We start from the raw sequence: 26,367 nt of genomic DNA on the forward strand, positions 1-26,367 counted from the left end.
TAAACGCATGTCGATGAAGAAATGGCTTGTCGTCTTGGGAATTGTTGGCGTGCTAGCCATCGCGTTCTTCTGGGGCGGGAACAGCTCGAAAAGCTCAATTGAGCCCGAGTTAAGCAGTACCGAAGCTCAGGCTACGCCACTTGCAGTGCCGACGGTTGCCCCACAGGCAACGGCATCTTCGCAACCGCTACAAGAAGCGGTTAATGATGTTAAGGATTCAGAAGCCACCACTGCAAAAGCCGACAAGCCTAATGTAGTTGCAGATACAAAGTCTGCCCCAGCTGAGCCTACACCTACAGAAGTCACCAAAAAACCCGTGGTGGAAACGGCTAGTCCTGAACCATCTGTTCAACCAGCAACGCCAACACCAGCGTTAGAACCGACAAAGGACAAATTTCAAACCGAGCCTGTACCTGAGGGGAAACCGAAGCCTGTTGAGTGGCAGGATGTCACGATCAACAAGAAAAAAACGTTAACGGCTACTTTATCCGTGACGTGCAAGACGATTTTGAACCATATGGGCAGCTTTAATAAAGATAAGCTCGAGGTGCTGCCAGCCGATGGTGAAATTTATAAGGCGCAGACGGTCACTTTTTATGAGGGAGAATCGGTGTTTGACGTCCTGCTGAGAGAGATGAAGAAGAATAAGATTCATATGGAGTTTTCGATGACCCCGATTTATAACAGCAACTATATTGAAGGCATTCATAATCTCTATGAATTTGATTGCGGGGAGCTAAGCGGCTGGATGTATAAGGTGAATGGCTGGTTCCCGAATTATGGGGCAAGTCGCTATATGCTCAAAGATGGCGATGTCATCGATTGGGTGTATACCTGTGATTTAGGGCGCGATGTAGGTGGAGATGCGAAGGCAGCGGGAGGGAAAAAATGATGCGAGATTCCTTCTCCACATTTCACCCTTGGGTCAATTTTGCTTACTTCGTCGCAGTTTTCGTGTGTAGTATGGTTTTCATGCATCCGGTTTTCCAAGCTATTGCCCTAGTGAGTAGTGCGCTCTATTCCGTTATGTTAAAAGGGAAGCGAGCAGCCAAGTTCAATCTGCTGTATCTGATTCCGCTGCTTGTCATTATGGCGGTTGTGAATCCCCTTTTTAGTCATGCGGGCGTGACGATTCTGTTTTATTTACACAATGGGAACCCGATCACTTTGGAATCGATCCTATACGGGATTGCCGCCGCGTGTATGTATGTAACAGTTATTTTGTGGTTTTCCTGCTATAACGCAGTAATGACATCGGATAAATTTATTTATATTTTTGGCAAAATGATACCGGCCTTGTCGCTGGTTCTCTCTATGGCTCTTCGTTTTGTTCCTAGATATTTGGCGCAGCTGAAAGTGATCTCAAATGCTCAGAAATGCATCGGGCGAGATGTGACACAAGGTAACATTGTGAATAGGGCGCGGAATGGGATTCGAATTCTTTCGATCATGACGACATGGGCATTGGAAAATGCAATTGAAACCGCAGACTCGATGAAATCGAGAGGATACGGGTTGCAGGGGCGTACGAGCTTCTCCCTCTATCGATTCGATGGGCGGGATGGAAGGACGAGTTTGATCATGGCGGGGCTCATCGTCATTGTCGGCGCAGGCGCCTGGAGGGGGCATAATACGATGGATTTCTTCCCCTCGATTCACGTACAAGACATATCGCCACTTAGTGTGATTGTGTACATCGCCTATGGCTCGCTATGCTTGCTGCCTGTGTTCATTCAGATCGTGGAGGAGATCAAATGGCGATATATGACATCAAGAATCTGAGTTTTGCTTTTCCGCTACAGGAGAAAGAGGCGCTCTCTGGGATAAATTTGACGATACAAAGTGGAGAATTCATAACGATATGCGGCAAATCCGGCTGTGGGAAGAGCACGCTGCTTAGGCACCTTAAGACCGTGCTGGCGCCTCATGGCGAGCGCAGTGGGGTTGTTCATTTTCGTGGCTCCGTACTAGGAGAAGTGGATCAGCGGACGCAAGCCTCAGAGATCGGATTCGTGCTGCAAAGTCCTGATAATCAAATTGTAACGGATAAGGTGTGGCATGAGCTGGCTTTTGGATTAGAGAGCTTGGGCTATGATCAATCCACGATTCGGTTGCGTGTGGCGGAGATGGCGAGCTTTTTTGGAATTCAGACTTGGTTTCACCAAAGTGTGACGAAGCTCTCAGGCGGGCAAAAGCAGCTGCTGAATCTGGCTTCGATTATGGCGATGCATCCCTCTGTGCTCATTCTGGATGAGCCGACTTCCCAGCTCGATCCGATCGCAGCAGCGGACTTCTTGGAAACCGTGAGCAAAATCAATCGCGAGCTAGGCACGACGATCATCATGACGGAGCATCGATTGGAGGAGGTGTTGCCGCTTTCGGATCGGCTCATCGTGCTGGATCAAGGATCTGTGATCGCCGATGATCATCCCGCCAAGGTCGGGGAAGCGTTACGTGCGATGAAGCACCCGATGTTTGCCGCCATGCCATCGCCGATGCAGATTTATGCTGGTGTTGGAGAGGGGGAGGTCTCTCCTGTGACCGTCAAAGAAGGACGGCAGTGGCTCAATTCGTTTCTGGTGGGAAGAGAAGTTGCGTCGGTCGTTCCTGAAAAAAAAAGTGCTGCAGCTCACCAGCATCCGGTTGTTGTTTCGTTTAAAGATGTCTGGTTCAGCCATGAACGGCAGGGGACAGATATCATCAAGGATCTTTCTTTTGAAGTGCATGAGGGGCAGTTTTACTGCCTGGTTGGAGGCAACGGGACAGGGAAAACGACCACCTTATCGCTTATGAATGGGATTATGCAGCCGTATCGGGGAAAGGTCCAGGTCCATGGTCATTCTCCTTCTAAAATGAAAGACAAACAACTCTTCGTCCATCAATTAGGCGTCCTCCCGCAAAATCCATCATCGCTATTTGTGGCGAAAACGGTTGAGTTGGATTTGTATGAAATGCTGTCAGATACCAAGCTGACGCTGGAAGAAAAAAAGTTGAAAGTGGAAGCAGTTGTTCACTTCGCGGAGTTAGAAGGCTTACGGCATATGCATCCCTATGACCTCAGCGGAGGGGAACAGCAGCGGGCAGCGCTTGCTAAAGTGCTGCTATTGGAGCCGAAAATCCTTCTGCTCGATGAGCCGACGAAGGGATTGGATGGCTTTTTTAAAGAAAAGCTCGGCTTATTCCTTAAGAAGCTTCAAAGCGAGGGTGTCACGATTATCATGGTGTCGCATGATATTGAATTTTGCGCTGTGTATGGTGAGATCTGTGCGATGTTTTTCGATGGCAGCATCATAACGAGTAACTCCGCACACCAGTTCTTCGCAGGGAATAGCTTCTATACAACGGCAGCGAACCGCATGGCGCGTCATATTTGGCCTGACGCAGTAACGATAGAGGATGTGATCGATTGTTGCCTGAGAAGCCCGCAGCTAGTAAACGTTTAAGTCGACGAACGATCATAGCCGCCGTATTCATTCTCATCGTTATTCCTGCGACGATCATGCTGGGGATTTACTTGCTTGATGATCGCAAATATTATTTCATCAGTCTGCTGATCGTGCTCTATACGATGATCCCATTTGCTATGGTGTTCGAAAATCGCAAGCCACAAGCGCGGGAGCTCATTGTAATTGCTGTTTTGGCCGCCATAGCTGTGGCTGGGCGTGGAGCCTTCTTCATGCTGCCGCAGTTCAAGCCAGTCGTTGCGATTGTGATTATAGCCGGCGTCTGCTTTGGGGCAGAAGCGGGATTCCTCGTTGGAGCGACCGCAGGCTTCGTCTCCAATTTCTTCTTTGGTCAGGGGCCATGGACACCGTGGCAAATGTTTTGTTTTGGCCTGATTGGCTTCGTGGCAGGACTTTTATTTAAGAAGGGGCTGCTGAAGAAGAGCAAACTTTCCCTGTGTGTGTATGGAGGAGTAGCGACGCTGCTGATCTACGGTGGCATTATTAATTTAGGTTCTTTGCTGATGTCTACCCCCAGTTTTTCTTGGGGGGCTTTGCTTGCGGTATACATCTCTGGCTTCTGGTTCGATCTTGTGCATGCGATTGCGACGGTGTTTTTTTTGTTCGTGATCTCGGGTCCGATGATTGAGAAGCTGGAGCGGATTAAACGGAAATATGGACTGATGGATTCGTAGAATAGCCTGAAGTAAAGGGGTTTGTCAAATAGAAAGGTAAACCAGCTCCCCTGAGCTGGTTTTTTATGTTAGGGAGTAGATATACCGAATATCAGAAGCGAAGAAGGAGCGGGAGTTAGGAGCAGGAGTGGGGGAGAGTAAGAGTGAGAGTAGGAGTAAGGATAGAGGGGATGAATCAGGAGCAGCTATAGTAGAAGTCGCGTTCAGTTGAGTAGCTGGCCTTTAACTAAATGGAAAAGCTACAGCTAATTTTGCCGTTTTTGAGGGAATCGAGTGAATAGATGGAAAAGGTACAGTTAATATGAGCCATATTAGCGATACGGAGGATTTTTGCGGAAATTACCAGTAGGAAATCCAGTTATTTTTGCTTTCGAGGGATAAACAGCAAAATTAGCTACATGAAATCCAGTTAAATTTGCTTAATAGCTCGGGGATCGCCGGTAGTGGTGTTCGTATTTGCTTAGATGGAGGTGGGGGTGGTGGATTTTACTTCAATAACTTAAACCGCAAAGTAACGGTATTTTTGCACAAGATAACGTCACATTTGTAACCGCATTCTTGGTATGCTTGGAGCAACAAATTGCAGGGAGATGACATGGATGCTGAAGGTAGCAATTATTGGTGCTGGCGCGATCTCAAAGGCGCATATTGAAGCGTATTTACAATTTCCGGAGCGTTGTACAATCGTAGCGATTAGTGACATTTATGAGGATAAAGCGCAGGAACGTATTGATCATTTTCAGCTGAATGATGCGAGAGCGGTGAAGGACTATAAGGAACTGCTGCAAGAAGATATCGATCTTGTTTCGATCTGCACGCCGCCGTATACACATGCTTCACTTACGGTTGAGTTTCTGGAAGCCGGCGCGCATGTCATGGTGGAGAAGCCGATGGCGTCCTCGCTCGAAGAATGCGATTTGATGAACGCAGCTGCTGAGAGGACGGGTAAGCTCCTGTCCGTTGTGGCGCAGAACCGTTTTAAGACGCCAATGATGAAAATGAAATCTGTGCTGGAAAGCGGCCTCATGGGCAAAGTTGTTCACGTCCAAGTCGATTCCTTCTGGTGGCGCGGTCATTGCTACTATGATCTCTGGTGGCGCGGAACGTGGGAAAAAGAAGGCGGAGGCCCGACGCTGAACCATGCGGTGCATCATATCGATGCCTTGCTCTGGATGATGGGCAGCCCGACGGAAGTGCAAGCATTTATGAGCAATGTGTCGCATGATAACGCAGAGGTTGAGGATCTCTCGATCGGAATGCTACGCTTCGCCAACGGCTCCCTAGGGCAAATAACGAGCTCGGTTGTTCATCATGGCGAGGAGCAGCAGTTGATTTTCCAAGGTGCGAAAGCACGTGTGTCTGCGCCATGGAAGGTGAAGGCGTCGAACTCGACGTCGAATGGCTTTCCAGAGCCGAACAAGGAGCTGGAGGAACAGCTAGAGACGTTGTACAACAGCTTGCCGGAAGTGAAGTATGAGGGACATATCGGTCAAGTCGATAATGTGTTAACCGCGATTGAAACTGGCGCTTCCGTGCTAATCGATGGGATTAGCGGCCGTCAAACGTTGGAGCTCATCACGGGGATTTACAAATCAGCGAGCACAGGCGAGCTTGTGAAATTCCCACTTGGCGCAGAAGATGCGTTCTATACGAGAAGCGGCGTGCAGGCGAATGCGACCCATTTTTATGAGAAGAACACATCCATCGAAAATTTCGCGCCACAGACGATTACAACGGGAAGTTCATTTAAATAACATATAGAGGAGACTGACGATGATGCAAAAAAGTGATGGCATGAATTACGCTCCACAAGGGAACTTTCAAACGGTATGTCAGCCAGGGGAGTTTATTTTCGCAGCGGCTGCATTGGATCATGGGCATATTTATGGGATGTGCAATGGGCTGCGGGAAGCTGGCGGGGAATTGAAATGGGTGTATGATCCGGATCCAGCCAAAGTGGATAAATTCCTGACCAAATACCCTGAGGTACGTGTGGCAAGTTCGTTGGAGCAGATTTTGGAGGATGCAGAAGTGAAGCTCGTTGCGGCTGCGGCGATCCCTTGCGATCGTGGTCCTCTCGGACTGCGAGTGATGGACAGCGGGAAGGATTATTTCACAGACAAGGCTCCTTTCACAACGCTAGACCAATTGGAAGCAGCTCGTGCGAAGGTAGCAGAGACAGGGCAGAAGTACGCGGTCTATTACAGCGAGCGTCTGCACGTGGAAAGCGCAATTTATGCGGGCCAATTAATCGAACAAGGTGCTATCGGTCGCGTTCATCAAGTGATTGGATTAGGGCCGCATCGAATTAATTTGTCGAGTAGACCGGAATGGTTTTTTGAGAAGGAGAAATTCGGTGGCATTCTGTGCGATATTGGAAGTCATCAGATTGAGCAGTTCCTATATTTTACGGGGGCAAAAGATGCGAAGGTTGTACATAGTAAAGTAGCGAACTACAATTATCCGCAGTATCCAAGTTTTGAGGATTTTGGAGATGCTACTTTGGTCGGAGATAATGGCGCAACCGGCTATTTCCGCGTGGATTGGATGACGCCGGACGGCTTAAGTACATGGGGCGACGGCCGCATGACGATTCTGGGGAGTGATGGGTATATTGAGCTTCGCAAATATGTCGATATCGCCAGAGAACAGACGAGTAATCATGTGTACCTCGTGAACAAGGATGGGGAACAGCATTTCGCCGTCAGCGGTCAAGTCGGTTACCCTTACTTTGGCCAGTTGATCTTAGATTGCTTGAATCGTACGGAAGTCGCGATGACACAGGAGCATACCTTTAAAGCAGCGGAGCTGTGCCTGATCGCACAGCGCGATGCGATGATGATTACGACAGCCGAGTAATGGCTATGTTATGCCCCTTTTGCCGTTGCTTGCGATATTGATGCGGCGTCACGCCGATTTGGCTTTTGAACATTTTGCAAAAGTAAGAGCAATTCGTCACACCAATCGCCTCGCCAATGCGAGCCACCGTCTGATCTGTCGACGTTAGCAGCTTCACAGCTTGCTGCAGCCGCCGTGCGGTCACATAGTCGGAAATACTGGTGCCGGTGCACTCGGAGAACAGATGGGACAAGTGGTAAGGAGAGAGATGCAGCTCAGCAGACATCGTCTCCAAGCGCAGCGGTTCGGTGTAATGCTCCTCCAACCAGCTGAGAATACGCTCGGCTTGATGAGATTTGCGTGTTGTGCCGGAATGGATCTGGCCTTCGCGCTGCTCCCACAAAGGCATGAAGCTGCGGAAGAAAGCGATTAGAAAGAGGGAATACTCTTCTAGCTCATCTTGTTTGCCTAAGGAAGGCAGTTTCCTATGCAAGCTTTCGAAAAGCGGATGAAACTGGTCCGCCTTTTCTAGCTCGTAAAGGCAAGGAGCTTGCAGGTTGCTTGTATGAATATGCTTAAAAAAAGCCAATAATCTCGGCCAATGCTCGAAGTAGGCTTCATATAAGGATGGCTCAAAGTGAACAATAGAGCGCACGAATGGCTTCTCTGGGTCCATTTGAATATGGTGCAACTGATAGGGCTGGAAGACACAGAGCATACCGGAGGTCACTTCATAGCTCTTCTGATCGACAATGAGTGTGCCATGTCCTTCGTGAACGATTAAGATTTCAATGCCTTGATGGGCGTGGAATGTGCCCTGATACTGTTCGGTTCCGATGGTTTGTCGCTGATAGGTAAAATAGAGCGGGATAACGTTCAAGCCGATGTTTTGAACATAGGACATCAGAGTCACTTCCTCTCCAAGGCATGGGATAATAGGCGCTCGATACAGCCAAAGTATACAGGAATGATGCTTAAGTCGGCAAGACGCCGTACGATATTAGATCGTGAAAATAGCAGGAAGTCCTTAATGCTGGCATGATGCTGGCGGTTGAGGGCTTTTTGCATTTGGCGTATTTTCGTACTCCAACAATGTGTACATACAAGGTATAATCGACAACAAAGGATAGTCGTACATAGAAGGAGTTGGAGGAAGGATGGAACAGATCCAATTGAATGAGAAACAGAAGTTCGCACTGCGGCATTATCTAAAAGGGTGTGACGCTCGCTATGACGGGGAAACGAAATTGCTTCGCAATTTAAGTCATAGATATGACACTCGCGCAAGCTCGCATTATGCGTTTGGACTTCTGCTGCGGGATGAACTAGGCGATGTGGAGCGAGCAAGTGACCTCATTCGCAGCATCATTCGCCTGCAATTAGATGCGCCAGAGGAAATTTACCATGGCACCTTCCGTCGCACAGATAAAGACTTGGATCCACCGAAGGGGAATTATCCTTGGCAACAGATGGACACGCCGGGCTTTGCATTTTACCTGGAAGAGACGTTGACGCGTATTGGTGCTGAGCTGGAGAAGACAATGGGCCAGGATGGCGTACAAGAGCAATTTCGGAATGCGGTGGATCGCGTGCTCCCTCGGGTCTGGGCAAGCTATGATCCGAACTGGCGTGAGTTCATTGCATGTTCGTTTGCGGCGATTCTGGCGCTGTTCGAGGAGAAGCTGTCTCCTGAGCTTGTAGCAACGATGGATGAGGCGATGGGCAAAACGGTAAGTGCTTCGATCGCTCGGCGTCTGTCTGATGCTATTCCGATGAATACGAATATTGAGCTGATGCATATATTCATCGTTGATTTCTTTGGGCATCGATTCGGGAATGCAGTTTGGACCCAGCATGCGCAAAAGGAAGTCCTTAAATTTCAGGCGCATTTTAGTGAGTTCGGCTCCTTTGCGGAGTTTAATTCAGCGACCTATTATGCGGTGGATTTGACGGCGTTGGGCTTGTGGCTTGCCTTCGGCAAATCGGCTGCTATTCATGAAGTGGGTAACCAAGTGCTGCAAGGGTTATGGGAAAATATTGCGTTGTTTTATAACCCAAATCTCGCAAATCTATCTGGTCCATATACACGCGCCTATGAAATGGAAATGCTGCATCACAGCTCGTTGGGTGCGCATCTGTATCTTGCGCTGGGAGCGGGTTATGAGCACATGGTTGAACATGGTGATGATGAGGAGCTTGATCCGCTGCTCATTTATGTAGGTGGGCGAGTGCCAGATGGTGTGAAGCCGCTGCTCGTTCAGCACCGCGAACCTAGACAAGTGACGAAGCAATTCCGCGAGTTGTGTGAGCGAAACAAGCCTGGAGAGAATACGCCGCTTTGTACGGCTACGGCTTGGATTGCTGAGAACTACATGATGGGTGGACTGTCGGGAAGTGAGAACACAAGTGGTCAGTTGCATCCAGCTACCATTCATTGGCATGGAGGAGACGGCCAAGTCTACTCGGTACGGCTTGTACGGCGTGAGGTGGGCGGTCACTGGAGTAAGCATATGAGAGGGATCAGATACAATGCTCAGGCAGACCAGGATGGACTGCGAATTGATGTGCATTTTACGGCGGAGCAGCCGATTGAATTGCTATTCGAGTTCAGGGGATCAGGGCTGGATGCCGCAGGCTTGGCACCAACTTTATGGAAGCAGCCGGGGATTGTGCTCTCCGTAGAAGCGGAAGCGCCGGAGCCGACGATCGTCACGCGCGAGGGGTATTTGGAGCTTGTTTATTTGTATGTGCCGGGCGAGGCGGATCGGATGCGATTTACGATTCGTCAGGGCGGGTAGAGTTAGATCAAGAAAGGGAAACGGAATATGGTTCCGTGAGCGACTGATGGTTTAGCAGGTGTAACTCCAGCTTGGAAAGGAGTGATTGAGCCTCGAAATACGTCCTGACGCTCTGACTCTGGGGAAGTTTGGTTACGCTCCTCATTTTCAAGCTGACTTCCCTCCACCGACGAGATGAATCCGCCGAAAGTCATTTAATAGTGATGAAAAACATCACTAAATTCGAGTTATAGCGCAAAAGTGGCTCTTTAGTGATGAAAAACAAGCTTACAGGTGGTGGAACGAGACGAATCCGCCGAAAGTTATACTGTAGTGATGAAAAACATCACTAAATTCACGTCAGAGCGCAAAAGTGGCTCTTTAGTGGGTATTTCAGCGTTCTAACGGAACCAGGTTGCGCAACTTAACGCGGGGGAAGAAATCCCGCGAGCGGGAGCAGCGGACCAACGATGTAGAGAGAAAGTAAGTAAGTCCATGACATCCGTCATGGGCTTTTTTGTCGTGCGTAATCCCTTGAACTCGATCTGCATCTCCTTCTAATCCATTTCTAATTTACGAATGAGAGAATGTGTTCTGAGGGAAGGAGGAACGCATTTGTGCTGAGGTGGTTACGCAACAACGAGGGTCTTACAGCACTTCTATTTCTATTGCCGAGCCTGGCAGGATTTGCAGTGTTTTTCTTGATACCTTTTGGGATGGGGTTTTATTATTCACTCATGGACAGCCCTGTGGATGGCTCATTTGTGGGGATAGCAAATTATCGCGAGCTGCTGGGAAACCCCATTTTTCGGCGGGCATCCGTGAATACAAGTCTTTTTATGGCCATATGTGTGCCGCTGAACATGCTAGTTGCGTTGGGGCTGGCTATGCTTCTTAATCGAAAGCTGCCGATGCGCCAAACGTTCCGGATTTCGTTCTTGAGCCCTCTTGTTGTACCGGTGGCTTCCGTGGTGCTGGTGTGGAATGCCTTATTCGACCTGCATGGGACGATCAATGCATGGCTTGCGAGCTGGGGGATACGTCCGCACGACTGGATGGAAAGCGAAGCTTCCTTGTATGTGCTGATTATTGTCTACCTGTGGAAAAACATTGGCTACAATATGATCCTCTTCCTAGCGGGACTTCAGAATATTCCAAACGATTATTACGAGGCAGCGTCGATGGACGGAGCGGGCAAGTTTCGGCAGTGGCGAACCATAACGTTAGTCTATTTGACGCCGACGGCTTTCTTCGTTTTCATCATGTCCATTATTAACTCTTTCAAAATGTTCCGAGAGACATACTTAATTGCCGGAAATTACCCGGATGAAAACATTTATATGCTTCAGCATTATATGAACAACATGTTCAAATCACTGGATTATCAGAAGCTAACCTCTGCCGCTTTTCTAATGGCTCTGGTGATCGTAGTACTCGTCTTGACGCTATTCGTGGTAGAAAGGCGCATCAGCAAATCAATCGGATAACGGAGGATTGGTGCTGGAAAGGAGAACCATTCATGCAAGAAAGCCGCTTAAAGCCGCTTGTCGTTCGTATGGGACGCAAGACATCGCGATTCGTGCTGATTACCGTGCTCATCGTGCTGATGGCAGGATTTCTGTTCCCGATGGCGCTGACCATTGCGAACTCGTTCATGGCGGAAACAGAGATTTCGAGCAACTATGCTGCCCTTTCGGGAGATACGGATGATGGCCAATTCATCAACATGAAATGGATACCTGATCGTGTAACCTTATCCCAATTCTACGCCGTATTGGTTGGCAGACCGCAGTTTCTATTCATGTTCTGGAATTCGGTGAAAATGACAGTGCCGATCATCGCGGGTCAACTTGTTGTGGCTTCGCTCGCGGCGTATGCCTTTGCCCACTTGCGTTTTCGCTTTCGCGAGCCGCTCTTCTTCCTGTACATTGTCACGATGCTGATGCCCTTTCAGGTCACGCTGGTGCCAAACTTCATTGTCGCAGATAAGCTTGGGCTGCTAGGTTCGTATGGGTCGATTATTTACCCTGGCATCTTCAGCGCCTTTGGTGTGTTCTTGCTGCGGCAGTTCATGATGGTCGTGCCTGCCAGTTATATCGAAGCGGCACGTGTGGATGGCGCGAGTCACTTTTACATATGGACAAGAATTGTTCTGCCGATGTGCGGCACAGGCATAGCGGCACTATCGATCCTAGTTTTCATAGATAACTGGAATATGGTGGAGCAGCCGCTGATCTTTCTGAATGATGCGATCAAACAGCCGTTATCTGTGTACTTAGCCGTCATTGGTGACGAGGAGCGAGGCATTGCTTTCGCCGCTTCGGTGGTGTATATGCTGCCGCCTCTCCTGGTGGCACTGTATGCAGAGAAGTATTTGGTCGAGGGCATCCAGCTGTCTGGAATTAAAGGGTGAGGATGAATGGATTTTACATAGGAGGAACGTTGTATGGATGCATTAATGGCTGCGGAAGGCGGCGAACGCGCCAAGAAGAAAGGAATTAGAAAGGCCATCGTTGCTTTTATTCTCGCCATGGTCGCTTTGACGTTTTTCTCCAATACCTTGCTAGGGATATCGCTTGCAGAAGTTACCGTGGAGAAGGCCTCGGCAGGGACCTTGTCACATGAGGTGACAGGCTCTGGAACCGTGGAGTCTGCCGAAACCGCAGATGTCTATGTGGAGACTAATTGGGTCGCAAGCGAGGTCGAGGTGAAGGTCGGGGATAAGGTGAAGGCTGGCCAAGAGCTGGTGGTTTTTAAAACAAGAGAGACAGAAGATTCGCTGAAAGACAATCAGGCGCGATATGCCCAGAAGCAGTTGAGCTTGGAAAAGCTCCAGGAAAACTATCAGGAAACCTTCCGCAGCAATGATGAGAAGCAAATGCGCAGCATGGCCCGTGATATCGAGAGTACGCAGCTTGACATGCAAATCTTGGAGCGGCAAATGGCAAACCAACAGCGCCAGCTTGCGGAATCCTCTCGATTGACTGCACCTGTTAGCGGGATTGTAACGGCTGTGAATGCCGTGAAGGGGGCACCGGTTCAGAGTGGGAAAGCTGCCGTGAGCATTGCGGATTTGTCTAAGGGTCAGCAGATGAAGGCTACCATTGACGATGCGAAAGCTCCATATGTCGCCGTGGGAGATAAGACGGAGCTCATTTTTGCCACGCTTAACAATGCTAGGATTCCTGCGCAAATCACCGATATTCGGGATGCGGTGAGCTCTTCCGGTTCTGGTCAGTCCAATCAGTCCAGTCAAAAGGGCAAGGAAATCACCTTCACGCTGAAGGATGATCGATTAAAAGGCGGAGAAACTGGGGAATTCGATATTGTTAAAAAAACAGCCTCGTTCCGCTCACTCCTGCCTAACGATGCTGTGCGGGAGGATGATCAAGGGACGTATGTGCTGCTCCTTAAAGAAAAGAAAGGTCCGCTAGGCACGGAATACGTGGCACAACGGGCAAATGTCCAGCTCGGAGATGCGGATGATACGAAAACATCCATCGAGAATGGCATTACGCCGCTCGATAAAGTAATCGTTTCTAGCTCGAAATCGACTGCGGACGGGGACCGCGTCCGAGCGAATCAATAAAAGAGAGGAGGGCAGGTTATGCAGCGTTCCCGATTGGCCGCGTGGATGGTATTTGCTGGTGTGCTGTTGCTGCTGGCCAGCAGTGGATTAGTCGCTTCCGTTGTAAGCGAGTGGAAGGAGACGAACGGCGCCTATGGGATGCAGCAGTTAACGGTGAACGTGGATCCATCGGCAGCGCGGGCAAGCCCAGCAGGCTTGTCCTTAAAAGATGCAGAACTGTTGACGAAAAAGTGGGCACTGCCGATCGCTTATGCAGCGCGAGAGGAAACGCGAGCGGTCTATGGTGCTGCAAAGCTGAATACCGATGTGTTCGGTGTGAACGATGCCTATTCAGATTTTAACGAAATCAAGCTGAAGGCGGGTACTTCGTTCGCACAAAGCTCGGTGGATGAGCACAGCCGAGTCGCTGTAGTTAGCGCGACGGTTGCTCAGCAGCTATTCCACGCCAATCAAGTCGTAGGAAAAACGATTGAGCTGTTCGGTGTGAATTTTACCGTCATCGGGGTTAGCGAGGATGAGGGCTCATTGCTGCGGCAGATGGCCGACGATGGCATACCGAAGGTGCTGATTCCCGTCACGACCCTGTTCGATGTCCAGCCAGATGTGAGTATCAATACTATTCAAATGGCAGGTAAACCTAGCGCAGTTGCTGGTGGAGAAAGTCAAGTAAAGGAAGCCCTCAGAGCAATCGGTCACAATCCATCGCAATTCAAAATCGTCAACCACGAGCTTGCTCATACGCGAATGGCGCAGTGGCGATTCATTCAATTGTTTATATTCGGTATGCTCGCGATCTACATGCTCGTGCGGTTAGTGATGCGACAAAGCTCAGTCATTCAAGGTGTACTAACAAGAAGATTAGCTAGAGATAACTGGACCGATGCGCTGATTCACGAGCGATCACCGCTGCTAATAAACACACTCGCTGTGCTCGGTATGACGGCCTGCATCATTGCCCTATGGATGGGCATCCGGTTTCACCTCTACATTCCGCTGGAATGGGTTCCGGAGCAAATTATTGATGTTTCATTTTATATGGAAAAGCTGCGCAGCCTATGGCAACAGGAAGCGGCACAAATTGGATACGTCCCATCGCCGCAGGAGTTATTGATGGATGCCGCCAATCGGCTTTCAGCCAGGTTATTCTTCGCAGGCATGCTGTTCGGCTTGCCGCTAATTCTGCTTGGCATTCGGTTATGGGTACTGGAAGGAGTACCCGTGTATGCCCAACTGCAGCGCGTGTTCACCTATGTGCCAGTTGCAGCTGTTATCACTTTTGCCATAGCGGAGTGGGCGGGATTGTCTTACCAGATCGAGCCGCTGGATTATGCGGTAGTAGGTGCGCTATGCACCGTTGCAATTATTCATTTTAAACCATCTGAAGGAGTGGAATTTTCTTATGCGCAAAATCACAGTTAAACAATCGGTTATTGCTTGTTCGCTCGTTTCTATGTTATCTCTTACGGCTTGTTCATCGAGTACTAATACGACTACGACAGGTGACGCTGGAAGTACGACAACACCTGCTACAGGAAACAAAACGGTCACACTGTCCGTCATGACATCCGATCGCTTCTTGGAGTTAGCCAAACAGAAGTATGAAGCAGCTCATCCCGATACCAAAATTAACATCAAGGAGTATGCAGCGGCACCTCAAACGGCGACTGGGCAAGGACAAGGGCAAGGGCAGCAGATGATGATCATGCAGAAGCCGGATCCGAAAAACACGGAGAAATATGCCAGTTCAGTGGGGGCTGAGCTCATGAGTGGTAAAGCTTCGGATATCATCGTGACGAGCGGGCTGCCTTATCAGAAATATGCGGACAAGAAGCTGCTAGAGAATATCAGTGACCTGATGAGTAAAGATGCTTCGTTCAAAAAGGATAACTATTACGCAGGTATTTTCGATGCTATGAAATATAACGGTTCCTTATATGCGGTCCCTATTAAAGTGGGGTTGAATATGTGGCTCGGCAATCAAGCTGTATTGAGTAGTCAGCAGATCGACGACAGCAAGTGGACTTGGGCAGATTTTAAGAAAAAAGCCAGCGCTTTGGTCGCGGATAAAAATAATGACGGTAAGCCAGACACGTATCCAATGGGCAAAATAGAGCCTGCCGAGCTGATCACCTCGATGCTCAACAGCAGCTTCTCTAAATTCGTCGATGTGGGCGCGAAGAAAGCGAAGTTCGATTCCCCGGATTTCATTAACCTGCTTAAGCTGGCGAAATCCATGTATGACGACAAATTGATTCTCGCGGACAACTCGGACCCTAACAATGTTGTTTTCCAACCTAGAGGGAACGTACTGATGTACATGGATATGTATACAATGCCGAAGATGAATTTCGAAGGTAAGGGAGGGTACTACAACCTGCCTTCCGATAGCGAAGCCAAAGGAACCCAGTTCACCTCATCGTTGCCACTTGCGATCAATAGCAAATCAGCCAACAAGAAGGCAGCTTGGGAATTCGTGAAGTACTTGCTGTCTGATGAGATGCAATCGGCTAGAGAGTTGACGGGAATTGCGGTTAACAAGACTGGAGCTAAAGCGCAAATCGACTTCTTGAAAACGTTGGGAACAGGCGGCGAAGGCGGCGGCAAAACAATGAAGCTTAACATCAATGGCAAAGCAACGACTGTTCAGCCTGCCACGGAGCAGGATGTTGCCGCTATGGAGAAAGTGCTAAACAATATTAGCGTGTACGGGGAAAGCGATCTGAAAATTACCAACATCGTTGCAGAAGAATCGGCGCCATTTTTCCAAGGGCAGAAGTCCGCTGAGGAAGTTGTGAAAGTGATTCAAAATAAGGTCAGCACGTATTTACAAGAGTAACTAATGTAGTAACAAAATTGCTCTTCATCCAAGGAGGATGTATGCATCATGACGATTCGTCACCATAAAATGTTGTTTTTGCTTCTGTTCCTCCTCCTAAGCAGCGTGGCTTCCCCCGTTTCGGCTTCAGCCGATGCTGGGGTTGCTTCGTCTGCTGCTGCAGAGCCTGCCGAGGAGCGGGTAATAGGCTCTACATCGCTAGGGAAAGCCACTATCGGCGAAGCTAGCTACATGGAAGTCAAAGATGTCATGCTGCTGCCTGGCGATCAGGACGGGATGGTCACTTTCACGGTAAGTGTGTATAACGGCGGTGTGAGCGAGCTGTCTTTTAAGAATTATTGGGTACGTCTGCAGTCCGAGGCTGGCAGTACCTTTACAGTCAACCAGTTAGCGCAGAGCAGCGATACGAATCGGATCGCACCAGGTACAAGTGAATCATATAGCTTTTATGCAAAAGTGAACGCAACAACCGAGCTTCAGGACATCGTCATTAAGCTAGTTCAGCTGGATTTTTCAGTCGCTGGCTTTGAGCGCGCGGTGGGCCAGGTGTCTCCTTCTGATGATTACAGTGTGCTGACGCCAGTGGGAGCGAAACGTTCGGTTCGTATCGACGGTACGCCAATCTACGCGAACATCCAACGTACGTCCATTAGTAGAAATGATGATAACTATTTGCCGTCGATCTATTTTGAAATGGAAAATAAGGGGACAGGCAGCATCAAACTGCCAGATCTGAGCTATTTCATTCGCACCGCCCAAGGGCACATGTATCCGCTGCAAGCGACTAAATTGGTTAAAAGTACAGAGCTGCAACCTTTGACTGAAAAAGAAGGGTTGCTCACCGGGTCCATCCCTAGGGAAGCGGGAGCAGAGGGTTGGCAGCTTGTTATCACGGAAACGATGACTGGAAGCGACGGCAAAAGCAGCTTGAAGCTGCCGGTCGTTTTTTTCGAAGTGCCGGAAGCTGTGGAAGTTGAGGTTTCGCTGGGTAACGACTACGAATTCTCCAACAAGTCAGGTACCTATACCGCACGTTTGACATCCTTGCAGCGATTGCCGTGGGAGGATCAAGACATCTTGGCAGCGAACATCACGTTAACGAATAAGGGGAGTCAGGCGCTGCCTATTCCGGATCTGAAAGGTTATTTTGAGCTTGATGATGCGGTTACTGTCGAGGCTAGCTTAATTCAGACAGACCGTGTTATTAGCCTTCAGCCGGGCAAAGAGATCAATCTGCAGCTAGCGGGGAAAATACCGTATACGAGCGATTTCAAGGACTTGAATCTCGTTTTGCAAGAGAAAGCTTCGGATAACCAGGTGAGTGATCTGCTCACGTTTCATCATAATAAAGAGCTCATGGGGATGAAGGTGATTCCCGCCAATGAGACAAGAAAGCTTGCTGATATTGGGCAAAGCGCTGCATATTCTGTGCGATCCACCCAAACGTTCCAAGGCGAAGGTGCTGATTTATTTGCGGTTCAGTTGAGTGTCGAAAACCTAGAAAAGCGATTCACGGATCTCCGAAAGCAGGTTGCACAATTTAAGGCGGAAGACGGGACGGTTTTCCCTGCTCATATGACATCGCTCAACAATAAGGTCATTCCGGGTGGCAAGGCACTTATTTATGTGTATGCAACCGTTCCAAAGGGGTATAAGACAGCAGATTTGCAGCTTATTCTTGGCGATGCGGTAACCTTCTCAGGTGCAGCTTCGGATAAAGGAGGGAGCTCGTCAGAGGAGGGCTACGTCAACGCCGCTTCCTTCCAACTACCAGTCGAAATCGAAGAGCCGGAGAGTGGCTTTTCCGAACTGGACGTGTATCCGTATACGGTTACGTTAAGTCATATCGGGACACAGATTAATTTTGCACAAGGAACGGTCTTGCTTGATTTCGATTATGAATTGAAAAGAAACACACTGGTGGAAACCAATATGAAGGATCATTCGCTCATTGTTGAGCTGAAAGATGACTTGAACCAGAGTGGCAAAGAACTCATCATGAGCCAAACGTATGAGCTTGATGGGAGCGATCCAATCAAATCACTTCAAGTGGGCTTCCATGATGCCACGATCACGTACACGAACAAAGATAAAATTTATCAAATCAGTGATATGAAGACGTATCAATTGAATGTCTACCACCAGTTTCAAAATGGGCAGAAAAAATTAATCGCAACCAAAGAACTGGATTGGTTCATATTTACAGACTAGCCTAAGCTTATTTTAAGCTAGCGTTCATCTCATCCCTTTATACTGAAGCCAATAGAGTGGTTGCGGTGCAACAATGGGGAGGAAAATCGATGAAAATACTCGTTGTAGAAGACGAGTTGCCTTTACTGCAAACGATTCGAACCTTGCTGGAGGAAGAAGGCTACCAAGTAGATGCGACAGACTGCGGTGAAGAGGGCTGCTATTTGGCGGAGCAAGGCATCTACGATTTGGTCGTGCTTGATCGGATGCTGCCTAGGATGGATGGTGTCAAGATTGTGCATAGCTTGCGGGCTAAGCAGGTTCTGACGCCCATCTTGTTCCTCACGGCAAGAGATAGCGTGGAAGATATGGTAAAGGGACTGGATTCAGGTGCGGACGATTATATGACGAAGCCATTCGGAGTACCGGAATTACTCGCAAGAGTCCGTGCACTGTTGCGCAGACGAGGGGGGCTCGAAACCGAAGATCGGCTTGCCTATGATCAGCTTGTGCTGCAAGGAAGAACGAAGGAAGCTGCAATTGCTGGGCAACCCTTGGAGCTTACGCTGAAGGAATTCGAGCTGCTCGAGTATTTGCTGCGGAATCGGGGTCAAATTCTGACTCGGGAACAAATCTGTTTGCGGGTCTGGGGACTTGATTCGGATGTAGGGTCGAATGTAGTGGATGTCTACGTTTACTACTTGCGCAAAAAACTGAAGCCTTTCGATTACGAGCATATGATCCATACGATACGGAATGTTGGGTATATTTTAAAGGAGAATGCCGCATGTTCAAAAAGACCCGAACTCGTCTGACGGCGTTGAACGCGGTTGTTTTCTTTGTCATCATTGTCTGTCTAGGTATCATCGTCTATACCGAATTGCGCCATCAGTTGTATGCCAATGTCGATGAATCGTTACAGCAGAGAGTCCAGCAGGATGCACAGTTTTTCTATGCCAAATCTCAAATGTTATCGCCAATAGAGCCTACAGAAGGAATGACCAAGAAGACGCTAATCCAGGTTCAAGGGATCGATCCGCGTGTGTTTTTGGTACTGTGGGATGATCAGGGGAACGCATATCCGATCTTAACTGGGGCTGGGATGCACAAAGAGGTCGCTGCCTTCAAGCCCTATAGATCCATAGAAACTCCTCAAACGGTTAACATGGATAATCATTCTTATCGGATTTATGCGGTTCATTATGAGCAGCCGAAAATGATGAATCTTAAGGTGTTGAACGATATTTCCCAGGCCAAAGGACTAGATAGTATTACACCAACTTCGCTCTTCACCGAGGCGTCGACCAAGATTGTATCCATTCAAGCCATAAGCCTTATCGACTCCGAGCAAAATATGTTGAAGCAATTGTTCCAGCTTATTTTGATTGGTATCGTGGTAGGCGGGGCTATAACGGTATTGGCAGGTATGTATCTAGCCAATCAAGCGCTGCGTCCGATTAAGCAATCCTGGGATAAACAGCAGCAATTTGTAGCCGACGCGTCACATGAATTGCGGATGCCGTTATCGATTATTCGAGCGAATGTCGAGCTCGCGTTCCGGCACCCGGATCAATCCATATTGAACATGAGTGAGCCCTTGTCGGTGGTCTTGGAGGAATCGAAGCGAATGGGAAGATTGACGGAACAGCTTCTGACGTTAGCCAGAGCGGATTCCAATCAAGAGGAAATCATGCTGAAGCCTTTGCCGCTGACAGAGGTTATCCGCGAAGTTGTGCAGAAGTTCGAATCGTTAGCTGAGTTGAAGCAGCAGAAGCTGGAATCGGATGTAGAGAGCGGGATTGAGCTGATGGGGGATATCGAACGCATCCATCAGCTGCTGGTGATTCTGCTCGACAACAGCATGAAGTTCACCCCCGCGGATGGAACGATTCGTGTTGTTGCTCGCAAGAGGGGCCACGATGTTGAACTGGTGGTAGAAGATACGGGACCTGGGATTTCGGCGGAGGACCTGCCGCATATCTTCGACCGTTTCTATCACGGTGACAAGTCAAGGACGCGTAGCACCGGAGGCACGGGCTTGGGTCTCGCGATCGCGAAGTGGATCGTGAGCAAACACGGCGGCGAGATTACACCAGCCAGCGTGCGGGGGCAGGGAACGAAGATGATGCTTCGGTTTCCGGCGTGGCAGCGAAAGGGGTAGCATCATAGTGACGGTAGCCGATCTCGTTGATCGGCTATTTCTGCTTGCGGTATTGGCTCGGTGTCAGCCCTTTAATACGCAGAAACGTACGTGAGAACGTGGGATATGAGGAAAATCCAGACTCATAAGCTACGTGCGAGATGGGTAATTCAGAGGAAATCAACAGGCTGCAGGCATGACGAATGCGAAGCTCGTGCACAAAATCGACAAAATGGATACCGAAGGATTCCCCGAAGTGTGTACTCAGCTGGGTGGGGTGAATGTGGAATTTTTCGGCTAATGACGTTAAGGATAAAGGCTCCAAGTAATGGTCGTACACGTACTGTACTACGGACCAAATACTTTTCGAAGAAACAGAAGTCTGCTTCTCGGACAGTGTTGTTTCGTGGCTATCTCTGCTGCGGACAAACAACGACAAGGCTTCCAGCAACAGAGCTTTGAGCATGATTGGCTTCCAGGGTAACGATGAATTGTGTTCCTTATATATCCGATCCCACAGTTGCAGGCTTTCCTCATAAGCTTCGCCCTGTAATTGAATATAAGCGGGTTGAGTGCTGCCGAGGCCGAGAAATAAGTCATGCAAACCCCAAGTAGATTCGGGTCCAGCGGTAATTAGTTTCATGTCAAAATTGCAAATGTACATCAACAGCTTCTCGTCAACGTCAGCTCGATACTCATGAATCTGATAAGGAAGCAACAAAACAATCGTACCGGGACGCATATCATGTTCGATGCCGTTAATCCGTTCTTTGCCTTTGCCCGCAAGTACCAGCGAAAATTCAATAAAATCGTGCCGATGGGAGGGGACCGAGGTGTACCACTTCTTTTTCATATGAAAAGGAAAATCGGTGTAGATATTGGGATATTCGAAAAGGTATTGTGGGTACATGGTGTTCCCGTTCACCTCCAGCCATTTGTAGCTTTATTATAGCTGTTCCGATTTCGTAAAGAAATGAAAGAATTTATAAAAATATGAAATATGAGCGGCTATCCTTCGAGCTACAATACAGGCATTACTTAATTAAATTGTGCGCAGGCAGCGCAAAGGAGTGAACGAACACCATGAACAAGACAATCCCAAATCGCGATGCGTTTCGCGGCATTTTTACAGCACTTCTGACTCCGATGTTCGAGAACGGCGACATTGATTTTGAGTCTCTGGACCGTCTGGTTGAACATCAAATCGGACAAGGTATCCACGGATTTTACGTAGGTGGAAGTACAGGTGAAGGATTTATTTTGACTAGCGAAGAGCGCCAGCAGGTGTTGGAAGCGGTTGTTAAAGCAGCGGCAGGACGCATCACGATTATTGCACATGTGGGCAACATCAGTACAAGAGAATCGATCAAGCTGGCTAAACATGCTGAACTCCAAGGCGTCGATGCCGTGTCCGCGGTCGTTCCGTTTTATTATAAAGTTTCGATGAAAGAAATACGCGAGCATTATGAAGCCATTATAGCGTCTGTGTCATTGCCGATGATTGTCTATCATTTCCCTGGTGCGACGGGAGTTAACTTATCGATGGACTTCTACGAGGAGATGAGTCGTAACCCGCAATGCATTGGCGTTAAATTCACATCGCTTAATCTGTTTGAAATGCAGCAAATTCGAGCGCGATGCGGATCAGACTTCCTCATCTATAACGGACATGATGAAGTATATACCGGCGGTGCATACGCGGGTGCGGATGGGGCAATCGGCAGTACGTTCAATATGATGCCTGGTTTGTTTGCAGGGATGTATGAAATTATCTCGTCGGAGGAGCGCCCGGCTATGGCTTCCTTGAAGTTGATGCAAGCGGAAGCGAATGACTTAATCGCACATATGATTCAGTTCGATGTGATTGCCTATGAGAAATATATGTTATATCTCCAGGGCGTCTTCACGACACCGACCGTCCGGCAGCCGTTGAAACAATTTACGCCGGAAGAGCGCGAACAGATCGATTCCTACTATGCGCAGAGTGACGTATTGCGTCGTCACCGACTCGTGGCGAACGCAGAGCGTTAGGAGGGGCTGCTTTGATTTTCGATACGATTAGCAATTGGGAGAACAACAGAAGTCAGTACAGCGGTGTTGTGCGTCGAGCGCTTACCCATATCTCCCATTTGAATCTAGCTGATATGCCGTCTTTGCTTGAAATCGACGGAAAGCGAATGTATGTGATGAAGCAATGTCCAGTGACGATTCCATTCGAGGAACGGCTTGCTGAGATGCATGCGCAGTATGCTGACATTCATCTCGTGGTGGAAGGGGAGGAGTGGCAGGGCTTCGCCGCAGCCTCCAAGAGTAACAACAGTGTGGAAGATCGCTTGGCAGAGAGCGATTATGCGTTGTATGAGCAAGTCGACAAGGAGTCGCGTTTCCTGCTTCGACCGGGCGATTTTAGTATATTTTGGCCTGGTGAAGTTCACCGTCCGAATTGTCATCCTGAGGGTGCTGTTCACTTAGTGAAGCTGGTTGTGAAGATTCATCGCGATTTGTTTACCCCGAATTGAAGCATTATTTTGCCTAAAACCCTTTGGTTTTAGGCTTTTTTCGTTACACGGGCAGGATACTGACATAGTTCCATGAATAAAATAGCTTTAGGATAATATTGTAATGGAAGGTGTTTTAATGGAAATAGAAATCATACCTCTAGTTGAATCTCATGTTCCTCATGTTACAGGTTTGATAGCTGGCTACATAAATTCTTCCTCCAATGGAGTAGACGAAGTTGTTTCATCACCAGAGCAACTCGAACAATGCGAACAAATCTTAAATAGGTTTATTAGTGACAGTTTAGCGTTTTGTTATTTAGCAAAGCAGGGTCAAGATTACGTGGGGTTCATAGTTCTTTCGTGGAGCTTCTCAATAAGCAAAGGTTACCCAGTCTTACGTATTGAGGCTTTATACTCATCTTCGAAGCATAGAAAGAAGGGTGTAGGCAGGAAACTGATGCAGTATGCTATTGACCTAGCTATTTCTAAAAAAGTCACACGATTACAGCTCGAAACAGATGATGATAATGTTCCAGCCCATAATTTGTACAAGCAATTCGGATTTAAGTTAGCACAGGGAAAAGGTGTTTATATGTCATTTCAATAAAGGAGTTCTCCTGAAAATGAAACTAATCAATTGTATGATCGTTCTAGCGGTACTCTCGATGATAGTGAGTTGTTCTAAACAGCAAAGAGATGGAGAAACGAAAATCAGCTACAAAATTAATGAAAAGGAAGATGTTATAAATATCCACGGAATAATCGTGAAAAATCATGAAAAATTGGATGCTTTTATTAATAAAACAAACAGTACCCAACGAGTAGTTCATTACACCACTGAGGGTGATCCGATCTTCAATGACTTAACATATAACGAAAATAAGTATGAAATGAGATATGATACAACAAAAGACAAATTCGGTTCGCCAATCGTAAAAACATACACTTGTGCAAAGTTAGAAAGAAACGAAACAGCTATATTCCTTAAATACACGCTATCGGGGTGTGATGGAGATAGAAAAGAAATTGAAGTTCTCCAAATATCATTTGATGTGGAGAAGCAAGATACTTTTGAATTTGATTTAAGGTATGGCGTAAACCAAAAAAATGAAATAAATACAATCAATCATAAGATAGTTAAAGACCTACAAAATGGTGAAGTAATCGAAGTAAGTGATTTTCAATTAATTAATGAAGATCGCCAAAGCATATATAAAGACATGGTACTTGCCAATTACTTAGGTGAGAAACAATTATCCAACCAATGCAATAGAAAGCCTTATGTAAGTTATGATTTAACTGTTCATATCAACAATGGAAAGCGTCATTATAATTGGACAGAATGTGATAATAGCGAAGATGGCAAAATGATGACTAAACTGGCAAATCGAATTATCGAAATTGTGCAAGCAAAAGACATATATAAGCAGCTACCAGGGGTAAAGGGGCAATACAAGTGAACATAAGGTCTAAAATCAGCAAAATCCCCGCAGATGACTGCCTGCCGGGATTTATTTGAACCTATTCATCACTGTTTAATCTCCCTTGCTAATTTTTTATCAAGCATGATCTCGTACATTTGCGCAAAATAGTTAAGGGCCCACTCACTTTCGCCATCTCCATGCGGAATTAGCGTGAACATGTACTCGACCTGGTTCTTGATCTCTTCCGCTTGGAGTTTCCGGATATCAATCGGCGGCCTAGCGAAGGCGTTGTACAGATACGTAACGTCATTAATGACGTTGTTCCATGATTTGCCCCACTCCGCTAGGTAATTATCAGGATCTTCATGATCACTCCCCCCTAGTTCATAAGTTACTCGCTTATGAGACCATAAAGTAGTGGAAGAAACACCGAGTTCACGTTTAAACAGCAAGTATGCGAGAAGCCATACATAGCGATTGTACGACTCATTAAACCTAACGAGCGCTTTCTGTGTTCCGTCATTTTTAACTTGGCACAGTTCTACATGAAGGAACCGAGGGTTTGCTAGTGGACCTGCTCCGTATGACTTATAATCAATGCTTGCTGTCTGCATGATCATGTTCCAGTCAACGAAGAAGTGAACAAAAGCGTCCTGATAATGTTGAGCCATCCAAGCCCGCTCGCTTGGAGCACCAACTGTCTGATAATTAGCTGTGGCGTGCGCGACTACCCCTTCGTATGCGCTTACACCGTTTCGAAATGGAATCCGAGGTAAGTTTGGGACTAAATTTATCGTAATGTTGTACATGTAATAAACCACTTCTTTCTATTTTGATGAAATAGTATATTCATAGATTAACTAGAATGTTTGGACATACCTATGGGTCAACAATCTAAATTTTGTTCTGATGGTAGGATAGTTGATTTTAACGTAACTTTATCTTGAATCCCCTCCAGAACAACCATATTATTGAATAGTATTGATTTTACAAAATATGGATTTATAATCGAGGTTAAAGGAGAAGGTAATAATGTTAGAAAACATAGATATTAACAATGTCATCGAAAGTCTTTGTGACAAAGGATTAATTGGTAAAAATAGTATTGCGATAAACAATAAGACTGGAACTACGGATGGGCATGTTTATATTCTTTCAGAGAACAACGAAGCTAAATACGTTTTAAAGATAGACCACCCGCACCAAATTACCTTAGCTGAAGAGTTCCTTCATACATATCGGCACATTAGTCTACTGCCAAAAGTTCTTTATACGGAACCTGAAAAGGCGTTTATTGTGTATTCCTATATGGCTGGTACGACTCATAAAAATCGTGGTTTAAAGATGAATTGGTTGACAATTTTAGCTAAGGAGTTATTCAATCAATACGAAAAACCCCTTCAGACTGAGATGTGGGGAAGGATACAAAGACCAATTCAAACTTGGAGTGAATGGAATTACCGGAGTTTACAGGATACTAGAGATAATTGGGGGAGTTTATTGACAGTTGAGGACTATGATAGAATGAGATTAATTGTTGAAAACATATCGAAATGTGCAGAGCATGAATCCAGATATTTGCTACATGGAGATACTGGAGTCCATAATTTTGTGTTTTATGAACACTCACTAAATGGTGTTATCGACCCTTCACCAATGATTGGTCCAATGCTATATGATTTTACCTATGCCTTTTGCTCCTCACCAGACGATTTGGACCTAGAAACTTTAATTGCTACATTCTCTTTACTCGATCATGAACCTGTGGAGAGATCAAGGCTTATTCAAGAAGTATTCTTTCAACTATATTGCCGTATTGGGATCTGTATACAACTCCATCCACATGATTTGGAAGATTACTTAAAAGCGTGGGAATACTGGAAGTCACTTTACATGAATGATTCCTTGACTTCATAAAAAAAAAAAATTTCACC

At 47.3% G+C, this 26,367-nt stretch carries 23 protein-coding genes; 20 read left to right on the forward strand and 3 right to left on the reverse strand.

The annotated features are described in order from the left end of the window. Window positions 1-7: 7 nt before the first annotated feature. The 6 genes from AC58QG_RS18055 to AC58QG_RS18080 all read left to right on the forward strand — a co-directional run bounded on the left by AC58QG_RS18055 (window position 8) and on the right by AC58QG_RS18080 (window position 6,997). Window positions 8-892: a DUF4430 domain-containing protein gene (locus AC58QG_RS18055; RefSeq protein WP_497363515.1), complete on the forward strand. Its 885-nt coding sequence runs from the start codon at window positions 8-10 to the stop codon at window positions 890-892. Continuing rightward, window positions 889-1,782, forward strand: coding sequence for an energy-coupling factor transporter transmembrane component T (locus tag AC58QG_RS18060; protein ID WP_497363516.1), 894 nt, complete (start codon window positions 889-891; stop codon window positions 1,780-1,782). The genes AC58QG_RS18055 and AC58QG_RS18060 overlap by 4 nt, the downstream gene beginning before the upstream one ends. Further along, entirely contained in the window at window positions 1,755-3,443 is a 1,689-nt protein-coding gene (locus tag AC58QG_RS18065; RefSeq protein ID WP_497363517.1) for an ABC transporter ATP-binding protein, read from the forward strand. Before AC58QG_RS18060 ends, AC58QG_RS18065 begins: the two co-directional genes overlap by 28 nt. Further along, window positions 3,407-4,138 (forward strand): ECF transporter S component, encoded by a 732-nt coding sequence (locus AC58QG_RS18070; protein WP_497363518.1) that lies wholly within the window; start codon window positions 3,407-3,409, stop codon window positions 4,136-4,138. Before AC58QG_RS18065 ends, AC58QG_RS18070 begins: the two co-directional genes overlap by 37 nt. 599 nt (window positions 4,139-4,737) lie before the next feature. Beyond that, entirely contained in the window at window positions 4,738-5,892 is a 1,155-nt protein-coding gene (locus AC58QG_RS18075; protein ID WP_497363519.1) for a Gfo/Idh/MocA family protein, read from the forward strand. A gap of 22 nt (window positions 5,893-5,914) precedes the next feature. Then, the gene (locus tag AC58QG_RS18080) at window positions 5,915-6,997 is read left to right on the forward strand and encodes a Gfo/Idh/MocA family protein (protein ID WP_497363920.1); all 1,083 of its coding nucleotides are present in this window, start codon (window positions 5,915-5,917) and stop codon (window positions 6,995-6,997) included. Here AC58QG_RS18080 and AC58QG_RS18085 read toward each other — a convergent pair. Continuing rightward, complete coding sequence (locus AC58QG_RS18085; RefSeq protein WP_497363520.1) at window positions 6,981-7,880, reverse strand: AraC family transcriptional regulator; 900 nt, start codon at window positions 7,878-7,880, stop codon at window positions 6,981-6,983. The two genes, AC58QG_RS18080 and AC58QG_RS18085, sit on opposite strands and share 17 nt — an antisense overlap. Window positions 7,881-8,133: 253 nt before the next feature. Between AC58QG_RS18085 and AC58QG_RS18090 the strand changes: the two genes are divergently transcribed. The 9 genes from AC58QG_RS18090 (at window position 8,134) to AC58QG_RS18130 (ending at window position 20,529) form a co-directional block, all read left to right on the forward strand. Next, window positions 8,134-9,774: a DUF8769 domain-containing protein gene (locus AC58QG_RS18090; protein ID WP_497363521.1), complete on the forward strand. Its 1,641-nt coding sequence runs from the start codon at window positions 8,134-8,136 to the stop codon at window positions 9,772-9,774. Window positions 9,775-10,370: 596 nt separating this feature from the next. After that, window positions 10,371-11,240 carry a carbohydrate ABC transporter permease gene (locus AC58QG_RS18095; RefSeq protein ID WP_497363522.1) on the forward strand — a complete coding sequence of 290 codons (870 nt, stop codon included), beginning with the start codon at window positions 10,371-10,373 and terminating at the stop codon, window positions 11,238-11,240. Between the two features lie 32 nt (window positions 11,241-11,272). Beyond that, a complete protein-coding gene (locus AC58QG_RS18100; protein WP_497363523.1) occupies window positions 11,273-12,166 on the forward strand; it encodes a carbohydrate ABC transporter permease in 894 nt (297 codons plus the stop codon). A gap of 33 nt (window positions 12,167-12,199) precedes the next feature. Further along, window positions 12,200-13,342, forward strand: a complete 1,143-nt coding sequence (locus AC58QG_RS18105) for an efflux RND transporter periplasmic adaptor subunit (protein ID WP_497363524.1) — start codon at window positions 12,200-12,202, stop codon at window positions 13,340-13,342. Window positions 13,343-13,360: 18 nt separating this feature from the next. Further along, entirely contained in the window at window positions 13,361-14,761 is a 1,401-nt protein-coding gene (locus AC58QG_RS18110; protein WP_497363525.1) for an ABC transporter permease, read from the forward strand. Continuing rightward, window positions 14,742-16,178 carry an ABC transporter substrate-binding protein gene (locus AC58QG_RS18115; protein ID WP_497363526.1) on the forward strand — a complete coding sequence of 479 codons (1,437 nt, stop codon included), beginning with the start codon at window positions 14,742-14,744 and terminating at the stop codon, window positions 16,176-16,178. The genes AC58QG_RS18110 and AC58QG_RS18115 overlap by 20 nt, the downstream gene beginning before the upstream one ends. Before the next feature lie 48 nt (window positions 16,179-16,226). Beyond that, the gene (locus AC58QG_RS18120; protein ID WP_497363527.1) at window positions 16,227-18,389 is read left to right on the forward strand and encodes a hypothetical protein; all 2,163 of its coding nucleotides are present in this window, start codon (window positions 16,227-16,229) and stop codon (window positions 18,387-18,389) included. 89 nt (window positions 18,390-18,478) lie between these two features. Beyond that, the gene (locus tag AC58QG_RS18125; protein ID WP_497363528.1) at window positions 18,479-19,183 is read left to right on the forward strand and encodes a response regulator transcription factor; all 705 of its coding nucleotides are present in this window, start codon (window positions 18,479-18,481) and stop codon (window positions 19,181-19,183) included. Continuing rightward, window positions 19,156-20,529, forward strand: coding sequence for a sensor histidine kinase (locus tag AC58QG_RS18130; RefSeq protein ID WP_497363529.1), 1,374 nt, complete (start codon window positions 19,156-19,158; stop codon window positions 20,527-20,529). Before AC58QG_RS18125 ends, AC58QG_RS18130 begins: the two co-directional genes overlap by 28 nt. 34 nt (window positions 20,530-20,563) lie before the next feature. On the opposite strand, the gene AC58QG_RS18135 is transcribed toward AC58QG_RS18130, so the two are convergent. Then, window positions 20,564-21,361, reverse strand: coding sequence for a helix-turn-helix domain-containing protein (locus tag AC58QG_RS18135; RefSeq protein WP_497363530.1), 798 nt, complete (start codon window positions 21,359-21,361; stop codon window positions 20,564-20,566). 230 nt (window positions 21,362-21,591) lie between these two features. Between AC58QG_RS18135 and AC58QG_RS18140 the strand changes: the two genes are divergently transcribed. The 4 genes from AC58QG_RS18140 (at window position 21,592) to AC58QG_RS18155 (ending at window position 24,469) form a co-directional block, all read left to right on the forward strand. After that, the gene (locus AC58QG_RS18140; protein ID WP_497363531.1) at window positions 21,592-22,539 is read left to right on the forward strand and encodes an N-acetylneuraminate lyase; all 948 of its coding nucleotides are present in this window, start codon (window positions 21,592-21,594) and stop codon (window positions 22,537-22,539) included. A gap of 11 nt (window positions 22,540-22,550) precedes the next feature. Then, window positions 22,551-23,027 (forward strand): NanQ anomerase/TabA/YiaL family protein, encoded by a 477-nt coding sequence (locus AC58QG_RS18145; protein WP_497363532.1) that lies wholly within the window; start codon window positions 22,551-22,553, stop codon window positions 23,025-23,027. Window positions 23,028-23,130: 103 nt separating this feature from the next. Then, window positions 23,131-23,616 carry a GNAT family N-acetyltransferase gene (locus tag AC58QG_RS18150; RefSeq protein ID WP_497363533.1) on the forward strand — a complete coding sequence of 162 codons (486 nt, stop codon included), beginning with the start codon at window positions 23,131-23,133 and terminating at the stop codon, window positions 23,614-23,616. Between the two features lie 16 nt (window positions 23,617-23,632). Beyond that, window positions 23,633-24,469, forward strand: a complete 837-nt coding sequence (locus AC58QG_RS18155) for a DUF4362 domain-containing protein (RefSeq protein WP_497363534.1) — start codon at window positions 23,633-23,635, stop codon at window positions 24,467-24,469. A gap of 68 nt (window positions 24,470-24,537) precedes the next feature. Here AC58QG_RS18155 and AC58QG_RS18160 read toward each other — a convergent pair whose 3' ends face one another. Continuing rightward, window positions 24,538-25,242, reverse strand: coding sequence for a peptidoglycan recognition protein family protein (locus tag AC58QG_RS18160; RefSeq protein WP_497363535.1), 705 nt, complete (start codon window positions 25,240-25,242; stop codon window positions 24,538-24,540). 223 nt (window positions 25,243-25,465) lie between these two features. Between AC58QG_RS18160 and AC58QG_RS18165 the strand changes: the two genes are divergently transcribed. After that, window positions 25,466-26,350: a phosphotransferase gene (locus AC58QG_RS18165; protein ID WP_497363536.1), complete on the forward strand. Its 885-nt coding sequence runs from the start codon at window positions 25,466-25,468 to the stop codon at window positions 26,348-26,350. Window positions 26,351-26,367: the final 17 nt, after the last annotated feature.

The sequence above is a fragment of the Paenibacillus sp. J22P169 genome, from assembly GCF_059691995.1.